Annotated in this window: 11 protein-coding genes; 7 read left to right on the plus strand and 4 right to left on the minus strand. The window is 69.1% G+C overall.

Going from position 1 to position 16,095, the window contains the following annotated elements:
* Window positions 1-237: 237 nt before the first annotated feature.
* From ACTWQI_RS11735 to ACTWQI_RS11745, 3 genes are read left to right on the plus strand one after another with little or no spacing between them, the layout of a single operon-like run.
* Window positions 238-1,479: a glycoside hydrolase family 5 protein gene (locus tag ACTWQI_RS11735; protein ID WP_443269755.1), complete on the plus strand. Its 1,242-nt coding sequence runs from the start codon at window positions 238-240 to the stop codon at window positions 1,477-1,479.
* Window positions 1,400-1,804 (plus strand): RICIN domain-containing protein, encoded by a 405-nt coding sequence (locus ACTWQI_RS11740; RefSeq protein ID WP_443269756.1) that lies wholly within the window; start codon window positions 1,400-1,402, stop codon window positions 1,802-1,804. The genes ACTWQI_RS11735 and ACTWQI_RS11740 overlap by 80 nt, the downstream gene beginning before the upstream one ends.
* 17 nt (window positions 1,805-1,821) lie before the next feature.
* Window positions 1,822-3,162, plus strand: coding sequence for an SGNH/GDSL hydrolase family protein (locus ACTWQI_RS11745; protein ID WP_443269757.1), 1,341 nt, complete (start codon window positions 1,822-1,824; stop codon window positions 3,160-3,162).
* A 287-nt stretch (window positions 3,163-3,449) separates the two neighbouring features.
* Here ACTWQI_RS11745 and tesB read toward each other — a convergent pair whose 3' ends face one another.
* Window positions 3,450-4,316: an acyl-CoA thioesterase II gene (tesB, locus tag ACTWQI_RS11750; RefSeq protein ID WP_443269758.1), complete on the minus strand. Its 867-nt coding sequence runs from the start codon at window positions 4,314-4,316 to the stop codon at window positions 3,450-3,452.
* 85 nt (window positions 4,317-4,401) lie between these two features.
* Complete coding sequence (locus tag ACTWQI_RS11755; protein WP_443269759.1) at window positions 4,402-6,927, minus strand: DEAD/DEAH box helicase; 2,526 nt, start codon at window positions 6,925-6,927, stop codon at window positions 4,402-4,404.
* A 179-nt stretch (window positions 6,928-7,106) separates the two neighbouring features.
* Between ACTWQI_RS11755 and ACTWQI_RS11760 the strand changes: the two genes are divergently transcribed.
* The gene (locus tag ACTWQI_RS11760; RefSeq protein WP_443269760.1) at window positions 7,107-7,901 is read left to right on the plus strand and encodes a metal-dependent hydrolase; all 795 of its coding nucleotides are present in this window, start codon (window positions 7,107-7,109) and stop codon (window positions 7,899-7,901) included.
* Between the two features lie 217 nt (window positions 7,902-8,118).
* Window positions 8,119-9,432 carry an MFS transporter gene (locus tag ACTWQI_RS11765; RefSeq protein ID WP_443269761.1) on the plus strand — a complete coding sequence of 438 codons (1,314 nt, stop codon included), beginning with the start codon at window positions 8,119-8,121 and terminating at the stop codon, window positions 9,430-9,432.
* Between the two features lie 58 nt (window positions 9,433-9,490).
* Here the strand turns inward: ACTWQI_RS11765 and ACTWQI_RS11770 are convergent, their stop codons facing one another.
* Together ACTWQI_RS11770 and ACTWQI_RS11775 are read right to left on the minus strand one after the other, a co-directional pair.
* Complete coding sequence (locus ACTWQI_RS11770; RefSeq protein WP_443269762.1) at window positions 9,491-11,272, minus strand: ABC transporter ATP-binding protein; 1,782 nt, start codon at window positions 11,270-11,272, stop codon at window positions 9,491-9,493.
* A complete protein-coding gene (locus tag ACTWQI_RS11775; RefSeq protein ID WP_443269763.1) occupies window positions 11,269-13,185 on the minus strand; it encodes an ABC transporter transmembrane domain-containing protein in 1,917 nt (638 codons plus the stop codon). Before ACTWQI_RS11775 ends, ACTWQI_RS11770 begins: the two co-directional genes overlap by 4 nt.
* Window positions 13,186-13,342: 157 nt before the next feature.
* Between ACTWQI_RS11775 and ACTWQI_RS11780 the strand changes: the two genes are divergently transcribed.
* Window positions 13,343-14,089: a L,D-transpeptidase family protein gene (locus ACTWQI_RS11780; protein WP_443269764.1), complete on the plus strand. Its 747-nt coding sequence runs from the start codon at window positions 13,343-13,345 to the stop codon at window positions 14,087-14,089.
* Window positions 14,090-14,194: 105 nt separating this feature from the next.
* Window positions 14,195-16,003: an ABC transporter ATP-binding protein gene (locus tag ACTWQI_RS11785; RefSeq protein WP_443269765.1), complete on the plus strand. Its 1,809-nt coding sequence runs from the start codon at window positions 14,195-14,197 to the stop codon at window positions 16,001-16,003.
* Window positions 16,004-16,095: the final 92 nt, after the last annotated feature.

The raw sequence follows: 16,095 nt of genomic DNA on the forward strand, positions 1-16,095 counted from the left end.
CGGTGTCGCCGCCGACTCGCTCTGGAATCTGGAACCGGTCTCCTCCGGAGGCTTCCGCCTCAACAACCAGAGCACGGGCACCGAGTACCTCCACGCGACCTCCTCCGGCGCGGTCAGGTGGAACACCGGAGCCCCCGACGCAGGCACGGTCTGGACCTTCGAACCCAAGTAACCAACGAGACGGGCATATCCATGGTTTCACCAGCAGGAAAGATCAAAGCAGTTTGCCTAGCCCTGATGTTGTCGGTCGCCGCATCTGTCGCCGGCCTGACGAACCAGGCATCGGCCGACACCACGACACAGCTGAACGCCTCGCAGATCGTCGCCGACATGGGCGCCGGCTGGAACCTGGGGAACCAGATGGAGGCCAACTCCAACGGATATCCCAGCGAAACGGTATGGGGCCAGCCGACCATCACGCAGGCCCTCATCGACAAGGTGAAATCCGCAGGATTCAAAACAATACGAATCCCGGTCTCCTATCTGCGACACATAGGCCCCGGGCCGGACTACACGATCAACGCCGCCTGGCTGAACAGGATCCAGGAAGTCGTCAACTACGCCTACAACCGTGGCCTGTACGTGCTGATCAACATGCACGGCGACGGCTACAAGACCATCTACGGCTCCTGGCTGATCTGTGACTCGTCCAACCAGACGGCGATCAGAGCCAAGTACCAGAAGGTCTGGCAACAGATCGCGACCAGGTTCCAGAACTACGACCAGCGCCTGATCCTGGAGTCCATGAACGAAAACTTCGACGGTCAATACGGCCGCCCCACCCAGCCGTGCTACTCGAACATCAACAGCTACAACCAGATCTTCGTGGACACCGTCCGGAGGACCGGCGGGAACAACGATTCAAGGTGGCTGCTCGTTCCCGGCTGGAACACGAACATCGAGTACACCGCAGGGAACTACGGCTTCGTGCTGCCGACCGACCAATATCGCTCCCCCTCCATCCCCAGTAATGAACAGCGCATCATGATCTCTGTTCACTACTACGACCCGTGGGACTTCGCCGGAGCAGAAAGCGGCACCATCACGCAGTGGGGACGAGCATCGACCGATCCGTCAAAGACGTCGACCTGGGGACAGGAGGACTATCTGGACGCGCAGTTGAAGAAGATGTACGACAAGTTCGTCGTGCGGGGATACCCGGTAGTCGTCGGTGAGTACGGTGCGATCGACAAGTCATCGTTCGATTCATCGAACCCCAGGTATCGTGCGGACTACGTGCGCGCCGTCGTGTCCACCGCCAAGAAGTACGGAGCGGCCACAGTCTACTGGGACAACGGAGAAACCGGACAATACGGTTTCGGGCTGATCAACCGACGCACTCTGGCGGTGAGCCATCAGGGCGTCATCAATGCCATCATGAGCGGACTCGGCGGCGGCGGTGGCAACCCTGGTCTGCCGACCGGCACACACAAGATCAAGAACACGGCGACAGGCACGTACCTCGACTCGGACGCTTAACGGCGCGGTCATCCTCGCCGCCGCCAGCACCTACGACGACCAGGACTGGGTCCTCACCCAGACATCGTCCGGCACCTGGACGATCCGCAACGTCCGATCCGGCCGGTTCAACCTCGCCGTCGCCGCGAACAACTCCGTCATCTGGAACTCCGGCGGCACCGGCGCCGACGCGCAATGGACCCTGGAACCGGTCTCCTCCGGAGGCTTCCGCCTCAACAACCAGAGCACGGGCGCCGAGTACCTCCACGCGACCTCCTCCGACGCGGTCAGGTGGAACATCGGAGCCACCGACGCAGGCACGGTCTGGACCTTCGAGCCCAAGTAACCAACCAGGAAACCGACATGCGAATCCGGAGAGTCTTCTGGCACCGGGCTGCCGCGGCTGTTGCCGCGGCAGCCCTCGCCCTCATCGCCCCCACCGCCCGCGCCGCAGCCGGTGTCCTCATCGACGAGATGTTCAGCGCGCAGACGTCCCCGGCGAACTTCGGTTTCCCCACCGGAGCCGCGGTGGGCAACGGAGTCCTGAACGTCACCAGCGGGATGCGCAACTACACCACCTCGGTCAAGACGTTCGACGCGGCCGTCGCAGCGGAACGGACTCTTGACCTGACCTTCGACTGGAAGACGGCGGTCGCCACCAACGGGAACAAGACGGGCATCGAACTGCGTGACAGCCAAGGCAATCTCGTGTTCTCGCTCGCCGGCACCACCACCGAGCTCCGGTACGGCGTGACCGGCCCCGTGTCCAACTCGGCGTCCGCCCCTGACTCGCTCAACCCGACCTGGACCAAGATCGCCTACGATCGCACCAAGTGGTACACGGTGAACCTGCACCTCGACTTCACACTGCAGCGGGTGCAGTACCTGATCAGCACCAGGGAAACCGCCGCGAGGGTCATGACCTCCGGCACGGCGAGCATCACCGGCAGGAACCTCGCCAAGTTCGTCGCCTGCAACTACTACGGAACCGGCGTGCAGTCCATCGACAACGTCCGCCTCACCGCGCCGGCGAACGCGGCGAACGGGCAGTTGCAGGGCAAGAGGATGTACGCGTTCGGCGACAGCATCGTCTACGGCCACAACTACTCGCGCAGCTTCGTGAACCTCACGGCCGAACGCGAGCTCATGAACCTGACCAAGTACGCCGTGAACGGCGCGACGATCGGCCCCGCCGGCGGTACGGGCCAGATCCTCTCGCAGGTGCGGGGCGCGTCCTCGCAGTCGCCTGACTACGTGGCGTTCAACGGCGGCACCAATGACGCCGGGCTCATCTACGAGGGCCGGTACAGGGTCGGCAGCATGGCGCCCGGCTTCGACCCCGCCACCTTCGACAGGTCCACCTACGCGGGCTCCCTGGAGACCACCCTCCACACCATGCGCACCAAATGGCCGGCCGCGCGGATCGTGTACGTCGCCGTGCACAAGCTCGGCTCCCGCGACTGGAACACCCAGCTCGCGATCCGTTCGGTGACGCTGCAGATCTGCACCAAGTGGGGTGTCACGGTCGCGGACGTCTTCAACGACACGGCCCTGGACACCCGCATCAACAGCCACCGGGTGGCGTACACCTTCAACGGCCTGGTCAACGGCTACCCCGGAACCGGCGGCACCGGCACACATCCGAACCTCGCCGGTATCACCTTCTACGTCCCGGTGCTCACCGCCGCATTGACCCAACCATGACGGCGTGCCTCGGCACGGGACAGCCCTTAGGCAGTCCCGTGCCGACAAACCAGAACCCAACACCGGTCTGACGATCGGGTGTGTGACTGTAAAACGTTCGGCTCTGTCCCGTAATCGGTGGTGAGCGCTGTGTGGTGATCACTGGAGGAGGATGCGATGGCGGAGCAGGGCGAACCCGGCTCGGCCGTGCATCTGCCTCATGATCCTCTTGGTTCGCGCGTTGACGCCCTCGGTGCGGCCGTTGTGGTGGGGGCACACCGCCCGAGTGGCATCGGTAGAAGACCAGGTCAGCTGCCCAGCTTCCGGAACAACCCCTCCTGGACGACCGAGACGATCAGCTGCCCCTCGCGGTTGTAGATGCGGCCCCGGGCCAGGCCGCGGCCGCCCGTGGCGATGGGGGACTCCTGGTCGTAGAGGAACCACTCGTCGGCGCGGAACGGGCGGTGGAACCACATCGCATGGTCCAGGGACGCGATGTCGAATCCCCGTGACCCCCAGAGCGGCTCGACGGGGACACGGACCGCGTCGAGCAGCATCATGTCGCTCGCGTAGGTGAGCGCGCAGGTGTGGACGAGTGGGTCGTCGCCGAGCGGTCCTACTGCCCTCATCCACACGGCGCTGCGCGGCTCGACCCCTGCGAGCTCTTCTCTGGACCAGCGCAGCCGCTCCACGTACCGGATGTCGAACGGCTGCCGTCGGGACATCCGCTCCAGCCGCTCGGGCAGCACCTTCAGGTGCTCGCGGATCTCGTCGGCCAGCGGCGGCAGCTGCTCCGGCCCGGGGACCTCGGGCATGGGCAGCTGGTGCTCGATGCCCGACTCCGGCTGATGGAAGGAGGCCGTCAGATTGAAGATGGTGCGACCCTGCTGCACCGCGACCACCCGGCGCGTGGTGAAGGACCGACCGTCACGCACCCGCTCCACCTGATACACGATCGGCACGCCGGGCCTGCCGGGACGGAGGAAGTAGGCATGCAAGGAGTGCACCGGGCGCTGCCCGTCCGTGGTCCGCCCCGCGGCCACCAGCGCCTGCCCGGCGACCTGGCCGCCGAACACCCGCTGAAGTGACTCGTCGGGGCTGCGGCCGCGAAAGATGTTGACCTCGATCTGTTCCAGGTCGAGCAGGTCGACGAGCCGGCCGGCTGGGTTGGTCATCAGTGCTCCTCGGGTCGTACCACCGCGGCGAAAGACTAGAGCAGCCCGAGGTAGGAGATCCGAAGGGGCGCTGCCGACGCCGGCGCTACAGCTGTCCCACCGACGTGACGCGGACGACTGCGCGGGCCTCCTCGTCGGACGCCGCGAGGTCGACCTCGGCACTGATGCCCCAGTCGTGGTCGCCGTTCGGGTCGGCGAAGGTCTGCCGGACCTTCCACAGCCCGTGCTCCGGCTGCTCCTCGATCAGCAGCAGCTTGGGGCCACGGGCGTCGGGGCCGGTCCCCAGGTCGTCGTACTCGTCCCAGTACGCGTCCATCGCCTCCGCCCAGGCGTCCGCGTCCCAGCCGGACTCGGCATCCATGTCGCCCAGCTCCTCGACCTTGTCGAGAGCGGCGAGCTCCACCCGCCGGAACATCGCGTTCCGCACCAGTACCCGGAAGGCGCGGGCGTTCGAGGTGACCGGCTTCACCTGGTCGGCGCGCTCCTGTGCTTCTTCGGCCGACTCCTCCTCCGGGTTGGCCAGCTGCTCCCACTCGTCCAGCAGGCTGGAGTCGACCTGACGGACCATCTCCCCGAGCCAGGCGATCAGATCCTGGAAGTCATCGGACTTCAGATCGTCGGGGACGGTGTGCTCCAGGGCCTTGTACGCGTTCGCGAGGTAGCGCAGCACAATGCCTTCGGTGCGGGCGAGTTCGTAGAAGGAGGTGAACTCGGTGAAGGTCATGGCCCGCTCGTACATGTCGCGGACGATCGACTTCGGGGAGAGGGGGTGGTCGCCGACCCACGGGTGGCTCTTGCGGTAGACGCCGTAGGCGTGGGACAGCAGCTCTTCCAGCGGCTTGGGATAGGAGACGTCCTGCAGCAGCTCCATGCGCTGGTCGTAGTCGAGGCCGTCCGCCTTCATCTGCTGAACGGCCTCGCCCCGCGCCTTGTTCTGCTGCGCGGCCAGGATCTGGCGGGGATCGTCCAGCGTGGATTCCACCACCGACACCATGTCCAGGGCGTACGACGGCGACTCCGGGTCCAGCAGCTCGAAAGCCGCCAACGCGAAGGTGGACAACGGCTGGTTGAGCGCAAAGTCCTGCTGCAGATCCACCGTCAGCCGTACGATCCGGCCCTCCGCGTCGGGATCGTCCAGCCGCTCCACGACCCCGCCGTCCAGCAACGACCGGTGGATCGCGATGGCCCGGCGAATGTGCCGCAGCTGCGAGCGCCGGTCCTCGTGGTTGTCCTCCAGCAGGCGTCGCATCGCGTCGAAGGCGTTGCCCGGGCGGGCGATCACCGACAGCAGCATGGCGTGGGTGACGCGGAAGCGGGAGGTCAGCGGCTCGGGGTCGGAGGCGATCAGCTTCTCGAAGGTGTTCTGGCCCCAGTTGACGAAGCCCTCGGGGGCCTTCTTCCGCACCACCTTGCGGCGCTTCTTCGGGTCGTCGCCCGCCTTGGCGAGCGACTTCTCGTTCTCGATCACATGCTCCGGCGCCTGGGCGACGACGAGGCCCGCGGTGTCGAAGCCGGCGCGTCCGGCGCGGCCCGCGATCTGGTGGAACTCCCGGGCGCGCAGCGTTCGCACTCGGTTGCCGTCGTACTTCGTCAGCGCCGTGAACAGGACGGTGCGAATCGGCACGTTGACTCCCACGCCGAGGGTGTCGGTGCCACAGATGACCTTCAGCAGACCGGCCTGTGCCAGCCGTTCGACCAGCCGTCGATACTTCGGCAGCATCCCCGCGTGGTGCACGCCGATCCCGTGCCGTACGTAACGCGACAGATTCCGCCCGAACTTGGTGGTGAAGCGGAAGTTGCCGATCAGCGCTGCGATCTCGTCCTTCTCCTGGCGCGTGCACATGTTGATGCTCATCAGCGCCTGGGCCCGCTCCACCGCCGCCGCCTGGGTGAAGTGGACGATATAGACCGGCGCCTGGTGGGTCTCGAGCAGCTCGGTCAGCGTCTCGGTGAGCGGCGTCATCCGATACTCGTACGACAGCGGCACCGGCCGGGTCGCCGACCGTACGACCGCGGTGGGGCGGCCGGTTCGCCGGGTGAGGTCCTCCTCGAACCGCTTCATATCGCCCAGCGTCGCGGACATCAGGATGAACTGCGCCTGGGGCAGTTCCAGCAGCGGGATCTGCCAGGCCCAGCCCCGGTCCGGCTCCGCGTAGAAGTGGAACTCGTCCATCACGACCTGGCCGATGTCGGCGTCCTTGCCGTCCCGCAGCGCGATGGATGCCAGCACCTCAGCCGTGCAGCAGATCACCGGCGCGTCCGCGTTGACCGACGCGTCACCGGTCAGCATGCCCACGTTCTCGGTGCCGAAGAACTTGCACAGGTCGAAGAACTTCTCCGACACCAGAGCCTTGATGGGAGCGGTGTAGAAGGTCACCTGGTCGCTCGCCAGGGCGGTGAAGTGCGCGCCCGCGGCGACCAGGCTCTTCCCCGAGCCCGTGGGCGTGGAAAGGATCACATTCGCCCCGGAGACCACCTCGATCAGCGCCTCCTCCTGGGCGGGATAGAGGGAGATGCCTCGCTCCTCGGCCCAGGTCGAGAACGCTTCGAAGAGGGCGTCGGGGTCGGCGTCGTCCGGCAGATGATCAATAAGGGTGGTCACGCCCTCCATACTGCCTGCCTTCGTACCGGATCCGGGAACCGGGCGTTCGCCCGAAGATCACGGAGCGATACGCTGTGCCGCCGACGGGGCGTCAGCTCGTGCGCCGAGGGTGCGGCAGGACAACCGCACCAGCACAACAGCAGAAGAACAACAGGAACGCACAACAGCAAAAGGGGTGGGGAACGACCATGATGGGACCGGCGCACTCGCTGTCCGGGGCGGCGGCCTGGCTGGGGGTGGGCGCGGCGGTTGCCGCGGCCGATCGCCCGATGCCCTGGCCGGTGCTCGTCGTCGGCGCCCTGATCTGTGCGGGAGCGGCGCTCGCCCCCGACCTCGACCACAAGTCGGCGACCATATCGCGCGCCTTCGGACCCTTGTCCCGTGGCCTGTGCGAGGTGATCGACAAGCTGTCGTACGCCGTCTACAAAGCGACGAAGATGCAGGGTGATCCGCGGCGCTCCGGCGGGCACCGCACGCTCACGCACACCTGGGTGTGGGCCGTCGCGGTCGGCGCCGGGACCTCGGCACTGGCGATGGTGGGCGGCCGCTGGGCCGTGCTGGCGATCCTCTTCGTGCACATGGTGCTCGCCGTCGAGGGACTGCTGTGGCGGGCCGCCCGCGGGTCGAGCAGCGACATTCTCGTCTGGCTTCTCGGCGCCACCAGCGCCTGGATCCTCGCCGACATTCTGAACAAGCCGGGCCATGGCTCCGACTGGCTGTTCTCCGCGCCCGGCCAGGAGTACCTGTGGCTCGGCCTGCCCGTCGTCCTCGGTGCGGTCGTGCACGACATCGGTGACGCTCTGACCGTCTCCGGCTGTCCGATCCTGTGGCCGATCCCGATCGGCCGGAAGCGCTGGTACCCGCTCGGTCCGCCGAAGGTGATGCGCTTCAAGGCGGGCAGCTGGGTCGAACTGAAGGTCCTCATGCCCGTCTTCCTGCTGCTCGGCGGGGTGGGCAGCCTGGGGGCGCTCGGCGTCATCTGAGCCCCACCGCGCATTGCCGTACGGCCGAAGAGAAGAGTCGGCCGGGGCCGACGTCGCCCCGGCCGTCGGCATACCGACCAGTAGGACGGTGAGTTCGGTGCAAACCGTTGACGCCATACCACCCGGTCGGTACGTTCGCGCTTCACCCGGGTCCCAGCCCCCCATGTCGGCGCCGACACCTTCATCCGTCTCCACGTCCCCTGCGAAGGGCGGCACCATGGACACCACCCCTTCTGTCAGATCAGCCGAGACCCCCACCGACGCCTCGCACCGACGACGCACCGCCGGCGCGGCAGCACTCGCCGCTGCCGTGGAGTGGTACGACTACTTCATCTTCGGCATCGCAGCAGCCCTGGTCCTGGGCGACCAGTTCTTTCCCTCCGCCAGCCCGGTCGCGGGCGTCCTGGCCGCGTTCGCCACGTTCGCCGTCGGCTTCCTCGCCCGGCCCGTCGGCGGTGTCATCGCGGGTCACCTGGGTGACAAGCGCGGACGCAAGCCCATGCTCGTCCTCGCACTGACGATCATGGGATTGGCCACCACCGCGATCGGTCTTCTGCCGTCGTACGAGACGATCGGCATCCTTGCGCCCGTCCTGCTGGTCGTCCTACGCGTCCTGCAAGGCATCGCCGTGGGTGCGCAGTGGGGCGGTGCGATGCTCATGGCCACCGAGTACGCCCCACCCGGCAAGCGCGGGCTGTACGGCAGCCTGGTCCAGCTCGGCGTCCCCATCGGCGTCGTCACCGCCAACGTCGCCTTCCTCCTTGCCGAGAGCGTGGCCCCGGGCGGGGCCTTCACCTCGTGGGGCTGGCGGCTGCCCTTCCTGGTCGGCGTCCTGGTCCTGGCCCTCGCCTGGTACATCCACACCCGCGTCGAGGAGACACCGGAGTTCCGGGCGGCCGAACGGCGCCTCGCGGCCGAGGAGAAGGCAGAGCAGGGCGACCGGTCCCCGCTGCGCGAGATCCTCCGCGACCACCGGGGGACGGTGCTCCTCGCGGGGGGCTCGTTCGCCGTCAACACCGCGACCTTCTACATCCTCATCACCGGAGTCCTCGACTACACCACCCGCGAACTGGGCATGGACCGCGGCTCCGTCCTCACCATCTCCCTGCTCGTCAGCTGCTTCCAGCTGCTGACGATCCCGGCCGCGGCGGCGCTGTCCGACAAGTTCGGCAGGATCAGGGTCTACGAGATCGGTGCCGTGGGCCTGTTGCTGTGGGCGGTTCCGCTCTTCCTGCTCATCGACAGCGGCTCACTCCTCGGGCTCGCGGTGGGCACCTTCGTCGGGAGCCTGTTCCTCAGCATCATGTACGGCCCGCAGGCAGCCCTGTTCGCCGAGCTGTTCACGGCGGAGATGCGCTACACCGGAGCCTCACTGGGCTACCAGATCGCCGCCGTGCTCGGCGGCGGACTCGCGCCCTTCATGATGGTGCTGCTCCTTGAGAGCACGGGCACATCGATGTCCGTCTCGGGCTACATCATCGTTCTCGCGGTGATCGCCCTCGGTTCGATCGCTGTGCTCAAGCGGAGGTAAGACGGTTGGGCATGCGTTCTTCCCCCAGCGGGGAGGAACGCATGCCCACAACGCGGCACTAGCCGTGCCAGGAGCGCCAGAGCGCGGCGTACGCACCGTCCGCCGCGACCAGCGCGTCATGACTGCCCAGCTCGCTGATCCGCCCGCCCTCCACCACCGCGATCACATCCGCGTCGTGCGCGGTGTGCAGCCGGTGTGCGATGGCCACGACCGTACGGCCGTCCAGCACCCGCCCGAGCGACCGCTCGAGGTGTCGGGCCGCCCGCGGGTCGAGCAGCGACGTCGCCTCGTCGAGTACCAGCGTGTGCGGGTCGGCGAGCACCAGCCGGGCCAGCGCGATCTGCTGCGCCTGTGCCGGGGTGAGCGCGAGACCACCCGAACCGACCTCCGTGTCCAGGCCGTCCTCCAGCGCCCGCGCCCAGCCTCCCGCGTCCACCGCGGCGAGCGCCGCCCACAGCTCGGCGTCCTGCGCATCCGTCCGCGCCAGCAGCAGATTGTCCCGCAGCGACCCCACGAAGACGTGGTGCTCCTGGTTGACCAGCGCCACGTGTTCGCGTACTCGCTCCGCGGGCATCCGTGCCAACTCCGCGCCGCCGAGGGTGACCTCACCCGCCCGCGCCGCGTAGATCCCGGCCAGCAGCCGACCCAGGGTGGACTTGCCCGCACCGGACGGGCCCACCAGGGCCAGCCGGGTCCCCGGCCGTACGTCGAGCGACACCCCGTGCAGCACATCGCTGCCCGCGAGGTAGCCGAAGCGGACGTCGTCCGCCTTGACGTGCCGGCCGTCGGGCGAGATGCCGGTGTCCGGGGCACCGCTCTCGACCTCCCGGACACCCACCAGCCGGGCCAGGGACACCTGGGCCCCCTGTAACTCGTCGTACCAGCGCAGGATCAGGCCCACCGGCTCGATCAGCATCTGGGCGAGCAGGGCCCCCGTGGTCAGCTGCCCGACCGTCATCCAGCCCTGCAGGACGAAAGTTCCACCGATCATCAGCACCGAGCCGAGGATCAGCATGTACGTGACGTTGATGACCGGGAAGAGGACCGAGCGCAGCCACAGCGTGTAGCGCTCCCATGCGGTCCACTCCCGGATCCGCCGCTCCGACAGGGCGACGCGCCGGCCGCCGAGGCGGTGCGTCTCGACGGTCCGCCCGGCGTCCACGGTCTCGGTCAGCACCGAGGCCACCGCCGCGTAGCCTGCCGCCTCCGACCGGTACGCGCCGGGAGCCCGGCGGAAGTACCAGCGGCAGCCGATCAGCAGGACCGGCAGGGCGACCAGCGTGGCGAGCACCAGCGGCGGCGCGGTCACGGCCAGCGCGCCCAGCAGCAGCGCGGCCCACACCACGCCGATGGCCAACTCCGGTACGGCCTCGCGCATCGCGTTCGCCAACCGGTCGATGTCGGTGGTGATCCTGGACAGCAGGTCGCCCGTACCGGCCCGCTCCAGTACCCCCGGCGGCAGGCCCACGGAGCGTACGAGGAAGTCCTCGCGCAGGTCCGCGAGCATCCGCTCGCCGAGCATCGCGCCGCGCAGCCGCACCAGTCGTACGAAGACCGTCTGCACCGCGACCGCCACCGCGAACAGCGCCACGGTCCGCTCCAGATGGAGGTCGCGGGCCCCGTCCGCCAGGTCCTCCACCAGGCCGCCCAGGAGGTACGGACCCACCATGGAGGCGATCACGGCGACCGCGTTCACCGTCACCAGCACGGCGAACGAACGGCGGTGCCGACGCAGCAGCTCGCCCACGTACGCCCGTACGGTCGCGGGTGAGCCCACCGGCAGGGTGGCCGCTGTCTCCGGCGCCGCGGGGTCGTGCGCCGGAGGTGCCACGCCGATCATGCCGACTCCTCCATCTCGTCCAGCCCGTCGTCCATCGCTTCGAGGCTGTCCCTCGTCGACGGTTCCGCCTGCCCGGCGATCCGCTTGCGCCGCTCCTCCTCCGTCTCCCGAGTGACGACCTCCCGGTAACCGGTGTGGTCCCGCAGCAGTTCGCGGTGCAGGCCCACCGCCGCCACCTCGCCCTCGGGCACGAACACCACGCGCTCCGCGCGGTCCAGCAGGAGCGGACTCGAGGCGAACACCACGGTCGTCCGCCCCGCGCGGATGCGTCGCAGCCCCTCCGCGATCCGGGCCTCGGTGTGCGAGTCGACGGCGCTCGTGGGCTCGTCGAGCACCAGCACCTCGGGGTCGGCGACCAGGGAGCGGGCCAGCGCCAGCCGCTGCCGCTGGCCGCCGGAGAGCGACCGTCCGCGCTCGGTGATCCTGGTCCGCATCGGGTCGCCCCGCTCCGTACGGTGAGTGGCCGTGTCCGGCGCGGCGAGTGCCAGCGCGTCCAGCACGTCACCGCACTGCGCCGCCGCCAGGGCATCGGCCGCCGACACCGCACCCGAGGACGGGACGTCCAGCAGCTCGGCCAGGGTCCCAGAGAGCAGCACCGGGTCCTTGTCCTGGACCAGCACTGCGGAGCGGGCGACCGCCAACGGCAGCTCGTCCAGGGCCACCTCGCCGAGCAGGGCGGACGGCAGGGGACACTTCCCGGCAATAGCTGGGGAAGGCTGGTCGTCCGCCTGGTGAACCGCATGACCGCCGAGGCGGTCGGCGAGCCGGCCCGCCGCGTCCGGATCGCCGCACACCACGACCGTCAGCCGGCCTTCCGGGGCCAGCAACCCGCTGACCGGGTCGTAGAGATCACCCGTCAGCTGTGCCGTGGTCGGCCGCCCGGCCACCTGCGCGGTGCGGCGCAGCCCGAGGACCCGGGCCGCGCGTTTCGCCGACGGGCGGGAGAAGGAGTACGCCATGGCGATCTCCTCGAAGAGCTGCAGCGGGAAGAGCAGGAAGGTGACCGCCCCGTACACCGTGACCAGTTCGCCGACGGAGATCCGGCTGTCAAGCGCCAGCCGGGCGCCGTAGAGGACCACGACGATGAGCAGCAGCCCCGGCAGAAGCACCTGCACGGCGCTGATCAGCGCCCACATGCGGGCGCTCCGCACGGCGGCCCGGCGTACCTCCTGGGACGCGCGCCGATAGCGACCGAGGAACAGCTCCTCGCCGCCGATACCGCGCAGCACACGCAGCCCGGCGACCGTGTCCGAGGCCAGCTCGGTGGCCCGGCCCGCCTTCTCCCGCTGCTCGTCGGCCCGGCGGGTGGCGTTCGGCAGCAGCGGCATGACGGCCAGCGCGAGGACCGGCACGCCGACCGCCACGACTACGCCCAGTTCGGGCCGGTAGACCAGGAGGGCCCCGCACACCGCCACGGTGGTGAGAGCGGCCGCGGTGAAGCGGGAGAGCGCTTCGACGAACCAGCCGATCTTCTCCACGTCGCCCGTCGACACGGCGGTGATCTCGCCCGCGGCGACGCGCCGGGTCAGCACGGCCCCCATCTCCGCCGCCTTGCGGGCGAGCAGCTGCTGCACCCGGGTCACCGCGCTGATCCAGTTGGTCACGGCGGCGCGGTGCAGCATGGTGTCGCTGAGCGCGATCAGCCCGCCGAGGACGGCGATGAGGCCGCCGGCGAGCGCCAGCCGGACACCGGACCCGCCCGGGCCGCCGGGCCCAGCGGGATCGACGACGGCATCCACGGCAAGGCCGATGGCCGCCGGCAGCAGGGCGACGGCGGACATGTGCAGGCTGCCCCACAGCAGGGCCTTGACCTGTCCGCCCAGCTGCCGGCAGCCCAGCCACATCAGGAACCGGGGGCCGGACCGTACGTCCGGGACGCCGGGTTCGGGATACGGAAGATCGCGAATCTGCATGACGTCCCAGGGGGTTGTGTGGCCACAGTCTTGTCGGGCTGGTCGGTGAAGCCGTGCAAGGTTCGCGCTCCAAGAGGGGCCGAATCAAACGATTTTTCCCAGCTCGTGCCGACGGTCGCGGATCGTCCCCGGCCCACCCGGGTGGGACCATGGGCTCATGCACAGATCGGGCATCACGTGGCCGGCGGTCGTGGTCGCGGCCGGCATCGCGCTCCTCGCAGGCTGCGCCGGCACGGATGGCGGCACGGGTCACACCAGCGGCGGGGCGAAGGACGACCAGCGCGCCCGGGCGCCCGGAGCCTCGCCCACCTCCGGACTCGAGCGGATCCCGGGCGTGGGCGACCGACTCCGGTCACGGATTCCGCAGGACGCCCGGCAGGTCGTCGCCGTGTACGGCCGGGGCGCGGATTCGGCCGAATCCACCGTCGTGCTCTGGACCAAGCAGGGCAGCACCTGGGACCGTACGGCCAGTTGGGCCGGGCACAACGGCAAGCGCGGCTGGACCACGGACCACCGTGAAGGTGACAAGCGCAGCCCCGTCGGCGTGTTCACCCTCTCCGACGCGGGCGGGCTGCTGCCCGACCCGGACCCCGGTGCCGGACTGCCCTACGACCAGTCGCCGGCCTTCACGACCCCCGGCCACTGGCCCCCGTCCCATCGCCATGACTTCGACTACGTCATCGCCGTCGACTACAACCGGGTCAGGGGCACCTCACCGGTCGACCCGACCCGGCCCCAGGGACAGTCCAAGGGCGGCGGCATCTGGTTGCACCTCGACCACGGCAGCGGCACCTCCGGCTGCGTCAGCCTCCCCAAGTCCGGGATGACGTACCTGCTGCGGGATCTCGACCCGGCCCGGCACCCGGTCGTCGTCATGGGCGACGAGGCGCACCTGCGCCGATGACCTTCCGCACCGGGCGGACATCCGGTGCGGGTACAGACGGGTGCGAACGGATACGTCACCGTATGCTCCTTCCGTCATCGTTCGCCGACGTCCACGAAGGAGCACATGCGCCACGACGAACCCGAATGGACCCCACCGCCCGCGGATCCGGAGCAACCCGCGCAAGTGCGGCGCATCCTCCGGCTCTTCCGCCCCTACCGCGGCCGGCTCGCCCTGGTCGGACTGCTGGTGGCCGCGTCCTCGCTGGTCACCGTGGCCTCACCGTTCATGCTGCGCGAGGTCCTCGACACGGCCATCCCCGAGCGGCGTACCGGCCTGCTGAGCCTGCTCGCCCTCGGCATGATCGTGTCCGCGGTCGTGGGCAGCGTCTTCGGCGTGCTGCAGACGCTGATCTCCACGACCGTCGGGCAGCGCGTGATGCACGATCTGCGCACCGCCGTCTACGCGCAGCTGCAGCGGATGCCGCTGGCCTTCTTCACCCGCACCCGCACCGGAGAGGTGCAGTCCCGCATCGCCAACGACATCGGGGGCATGCAGGCCACGGTGACCTCCACCGCCACCTCGCTGGTTTCCAATCTCACCAGCGTGGTCGCCACCCTGGTCGCGATGGTCGCCCTCGACTGGCGCCTGACGGTGGTCTCGCTCCTGCTGCTGCCGCTGTTCGTCTGGATCAGCCGCCGGGTGGGCCGGGAGCGCAAGAGGATCACGTCGCAGCGGCAGAAGCAGATGGCCGCGATGGCGGCGATGGTCACCGAGTCGCTGTCCGTCAGTGGCATCCTCCTCGGCCGCACCATGGGCCGCGCCGACTCGCTGACCAAAGGCTTCGCCGAGGAGTCCGAGCGCCTGGTCGGGCTGGAGGTCCGGGCCAACATGGCCGGGCGCTGGCGGATGGCGATCATAGGGATCGTCATGGCCGCCATGCCTGCCGTCATCTACTGGGCGGCGGGCGTCTCGCTGCAGTTGGGCGGCCCGGCGGTCTCCATCGGCACGCTCGTCGCCTTCGTCTCCCTGCAGCAGGGCCTCTTCCGGCCCACCGTGAGCCTGCTGTCCACGGGTGTGCAGATTCAGACTTCGCTCGCGCTCTTCCACCGCATTTTCGAGTACCTCGATCTCCCGGTCGACATCACCGAGCCCGCCACCCCGGTCCGGCTGCCCGAGGTCCGGGGCGACGTGCGCTTCGAGGCCGTCCACTTCGCGTACGACCCGGACGGCGCACCGACGTTGAGCGGTATCGATCTCATCGTCCCGCCCGGCGGGAGTCTCGCCGTCGTCGGGCCCACCGGCTCCGGCAAGAGCACCCTGGGCTACCTGGTGCCGCGCCTGTACGACGTGACGGGCGGTCATGTGCGCCTGGACGGTGTCGATGTCCGCGAACTCGACTTCGCCACCCTCTCCCGGGCGGTCGGCGTCGTCTCCCAGGAGACCTACCTCTTCCACGCGTCCGTCGCCGACAACCTGCGGTTCGCCAAGCCGGATGCGACGGACGAGGAGATCGAGGCGGCGGCCAGAGCCGCGCAGATCCACGACCACATCGCGGCCCTTCCCGATGGGTACGACACCCTCGTCGGCGAGCGCGGCTACCGCTTCTCCGGTGGCGAGAAACAGCGCCTCGCCCTCGCCCGCACCATCCTGCGAGACCCGCCGGTCCTGGTGCTGGACGAGGCGACCAGCGCGCTCGACACCCGTACCGAGCAGGCCGTGCAGCAGGCCATCGACGCGTTGTCCGCGGGCCGAACCACGATCACCATCGCCCACCGGCTGTCCACCATCCGGGACGCCGGCGAGATCGTCGTGCTCGACGGCGGACGGGTGGCCGAGCGGGGCACCCATGACGAACTGATCGCTCTGAACGGGCGGTACGCGGGGCTCGTCCGCCGTGACGCGGCACTCACTCCCGCGGCCGCCGCGCCCTGAGTCCGCCCCGCCTGCCTGAGGCCTTCGGACCGCGGACCTGTGCCCGGTGGTGCGTGCGATGCCGCCCGCGACGCGCGGAAGCCCCTGGACGG

Source organism: Streptomyces sp. KR80, assembly GCF_052245555.1.
GTDB lineage: Bacteria > Actinomycetota > Actinomycetes > Streptomycetales > Streptomycetaceae > Streptomyces.

Bases quoted from the DNA above. Each gene is read 5' to 3' on its own strand.
- ACTWQI_RS11735 (WP_443269755.1), top strand. From the start codon at position 238: ATGTTGTCGGTCGCCGCATCTGTCGCCGGCCTGACGAACCAGGCATCG.
- ACTWQI_RS11745 (WP_443269757.1), top strand. From the start codon at position 1,822: ATGCGAATCCGGAGAGTCTTCTGGCACCGGGCTGCCGCGGCTGTTGCC.
- tesB (WP_443269758.1), bottom strand. From the start codon at position 4,316: ATGACCAACCCAGCCGGCCGGCTCGTCGACCTGCTCGACCTGGAACAG.
- ACTWQI_RS11755 (WP_443269759.1), bottom strand. From the start codon at position 6,927: ATGGAGGGCGTGACCACCCTTATTGATCATCTGCCGGACGACGCCGAC.
- ACTWQI_RS11760 (WP_443269760.1), top strand. From the start codon at position 7,107: ATGATGGGACCGGCGCACTCGCTGTCCGGGGCGGCGGCCTGGCTGGGG.
- ACTWQI_RS11765 (WP_443269761.1), top strand. From the start codon at position 8,119: ATGGACACCACCCCTTCTGTCAGATCAGCCGAGACCCCCACCGACGCC.
- ACTWQI_RS11770 (WP_443269762.1), bottom strand. From the start codon at position 11,272: ATGATCGGCGTGGCACCTCCGGCGCACGACCCCGCGGCGCCGGAGACA.
- ACTWQI_RS11775 (WP_443269763.1), bottom strand. From the start codon at position 13,185: ATGCAGATTCGCGATCTTCCGTATCCCGAACCCGGCGTCCCGGACGTA.
- ACTWQI_RS11780 (WP_443269764.1), top strand. From the start codon at position 13,343: ATGCACAGATCGGGCATCACGTGGCCGGCGGTCGTGGTCGCGGCCGGC.
- ACTWQI_RS11785 (WP_443269765.1), top strand. From the start codon at position 14,195: ATGCGCCACGACGAACCCGAATGGACCCCACCGCCCGCGGATCCGGAG.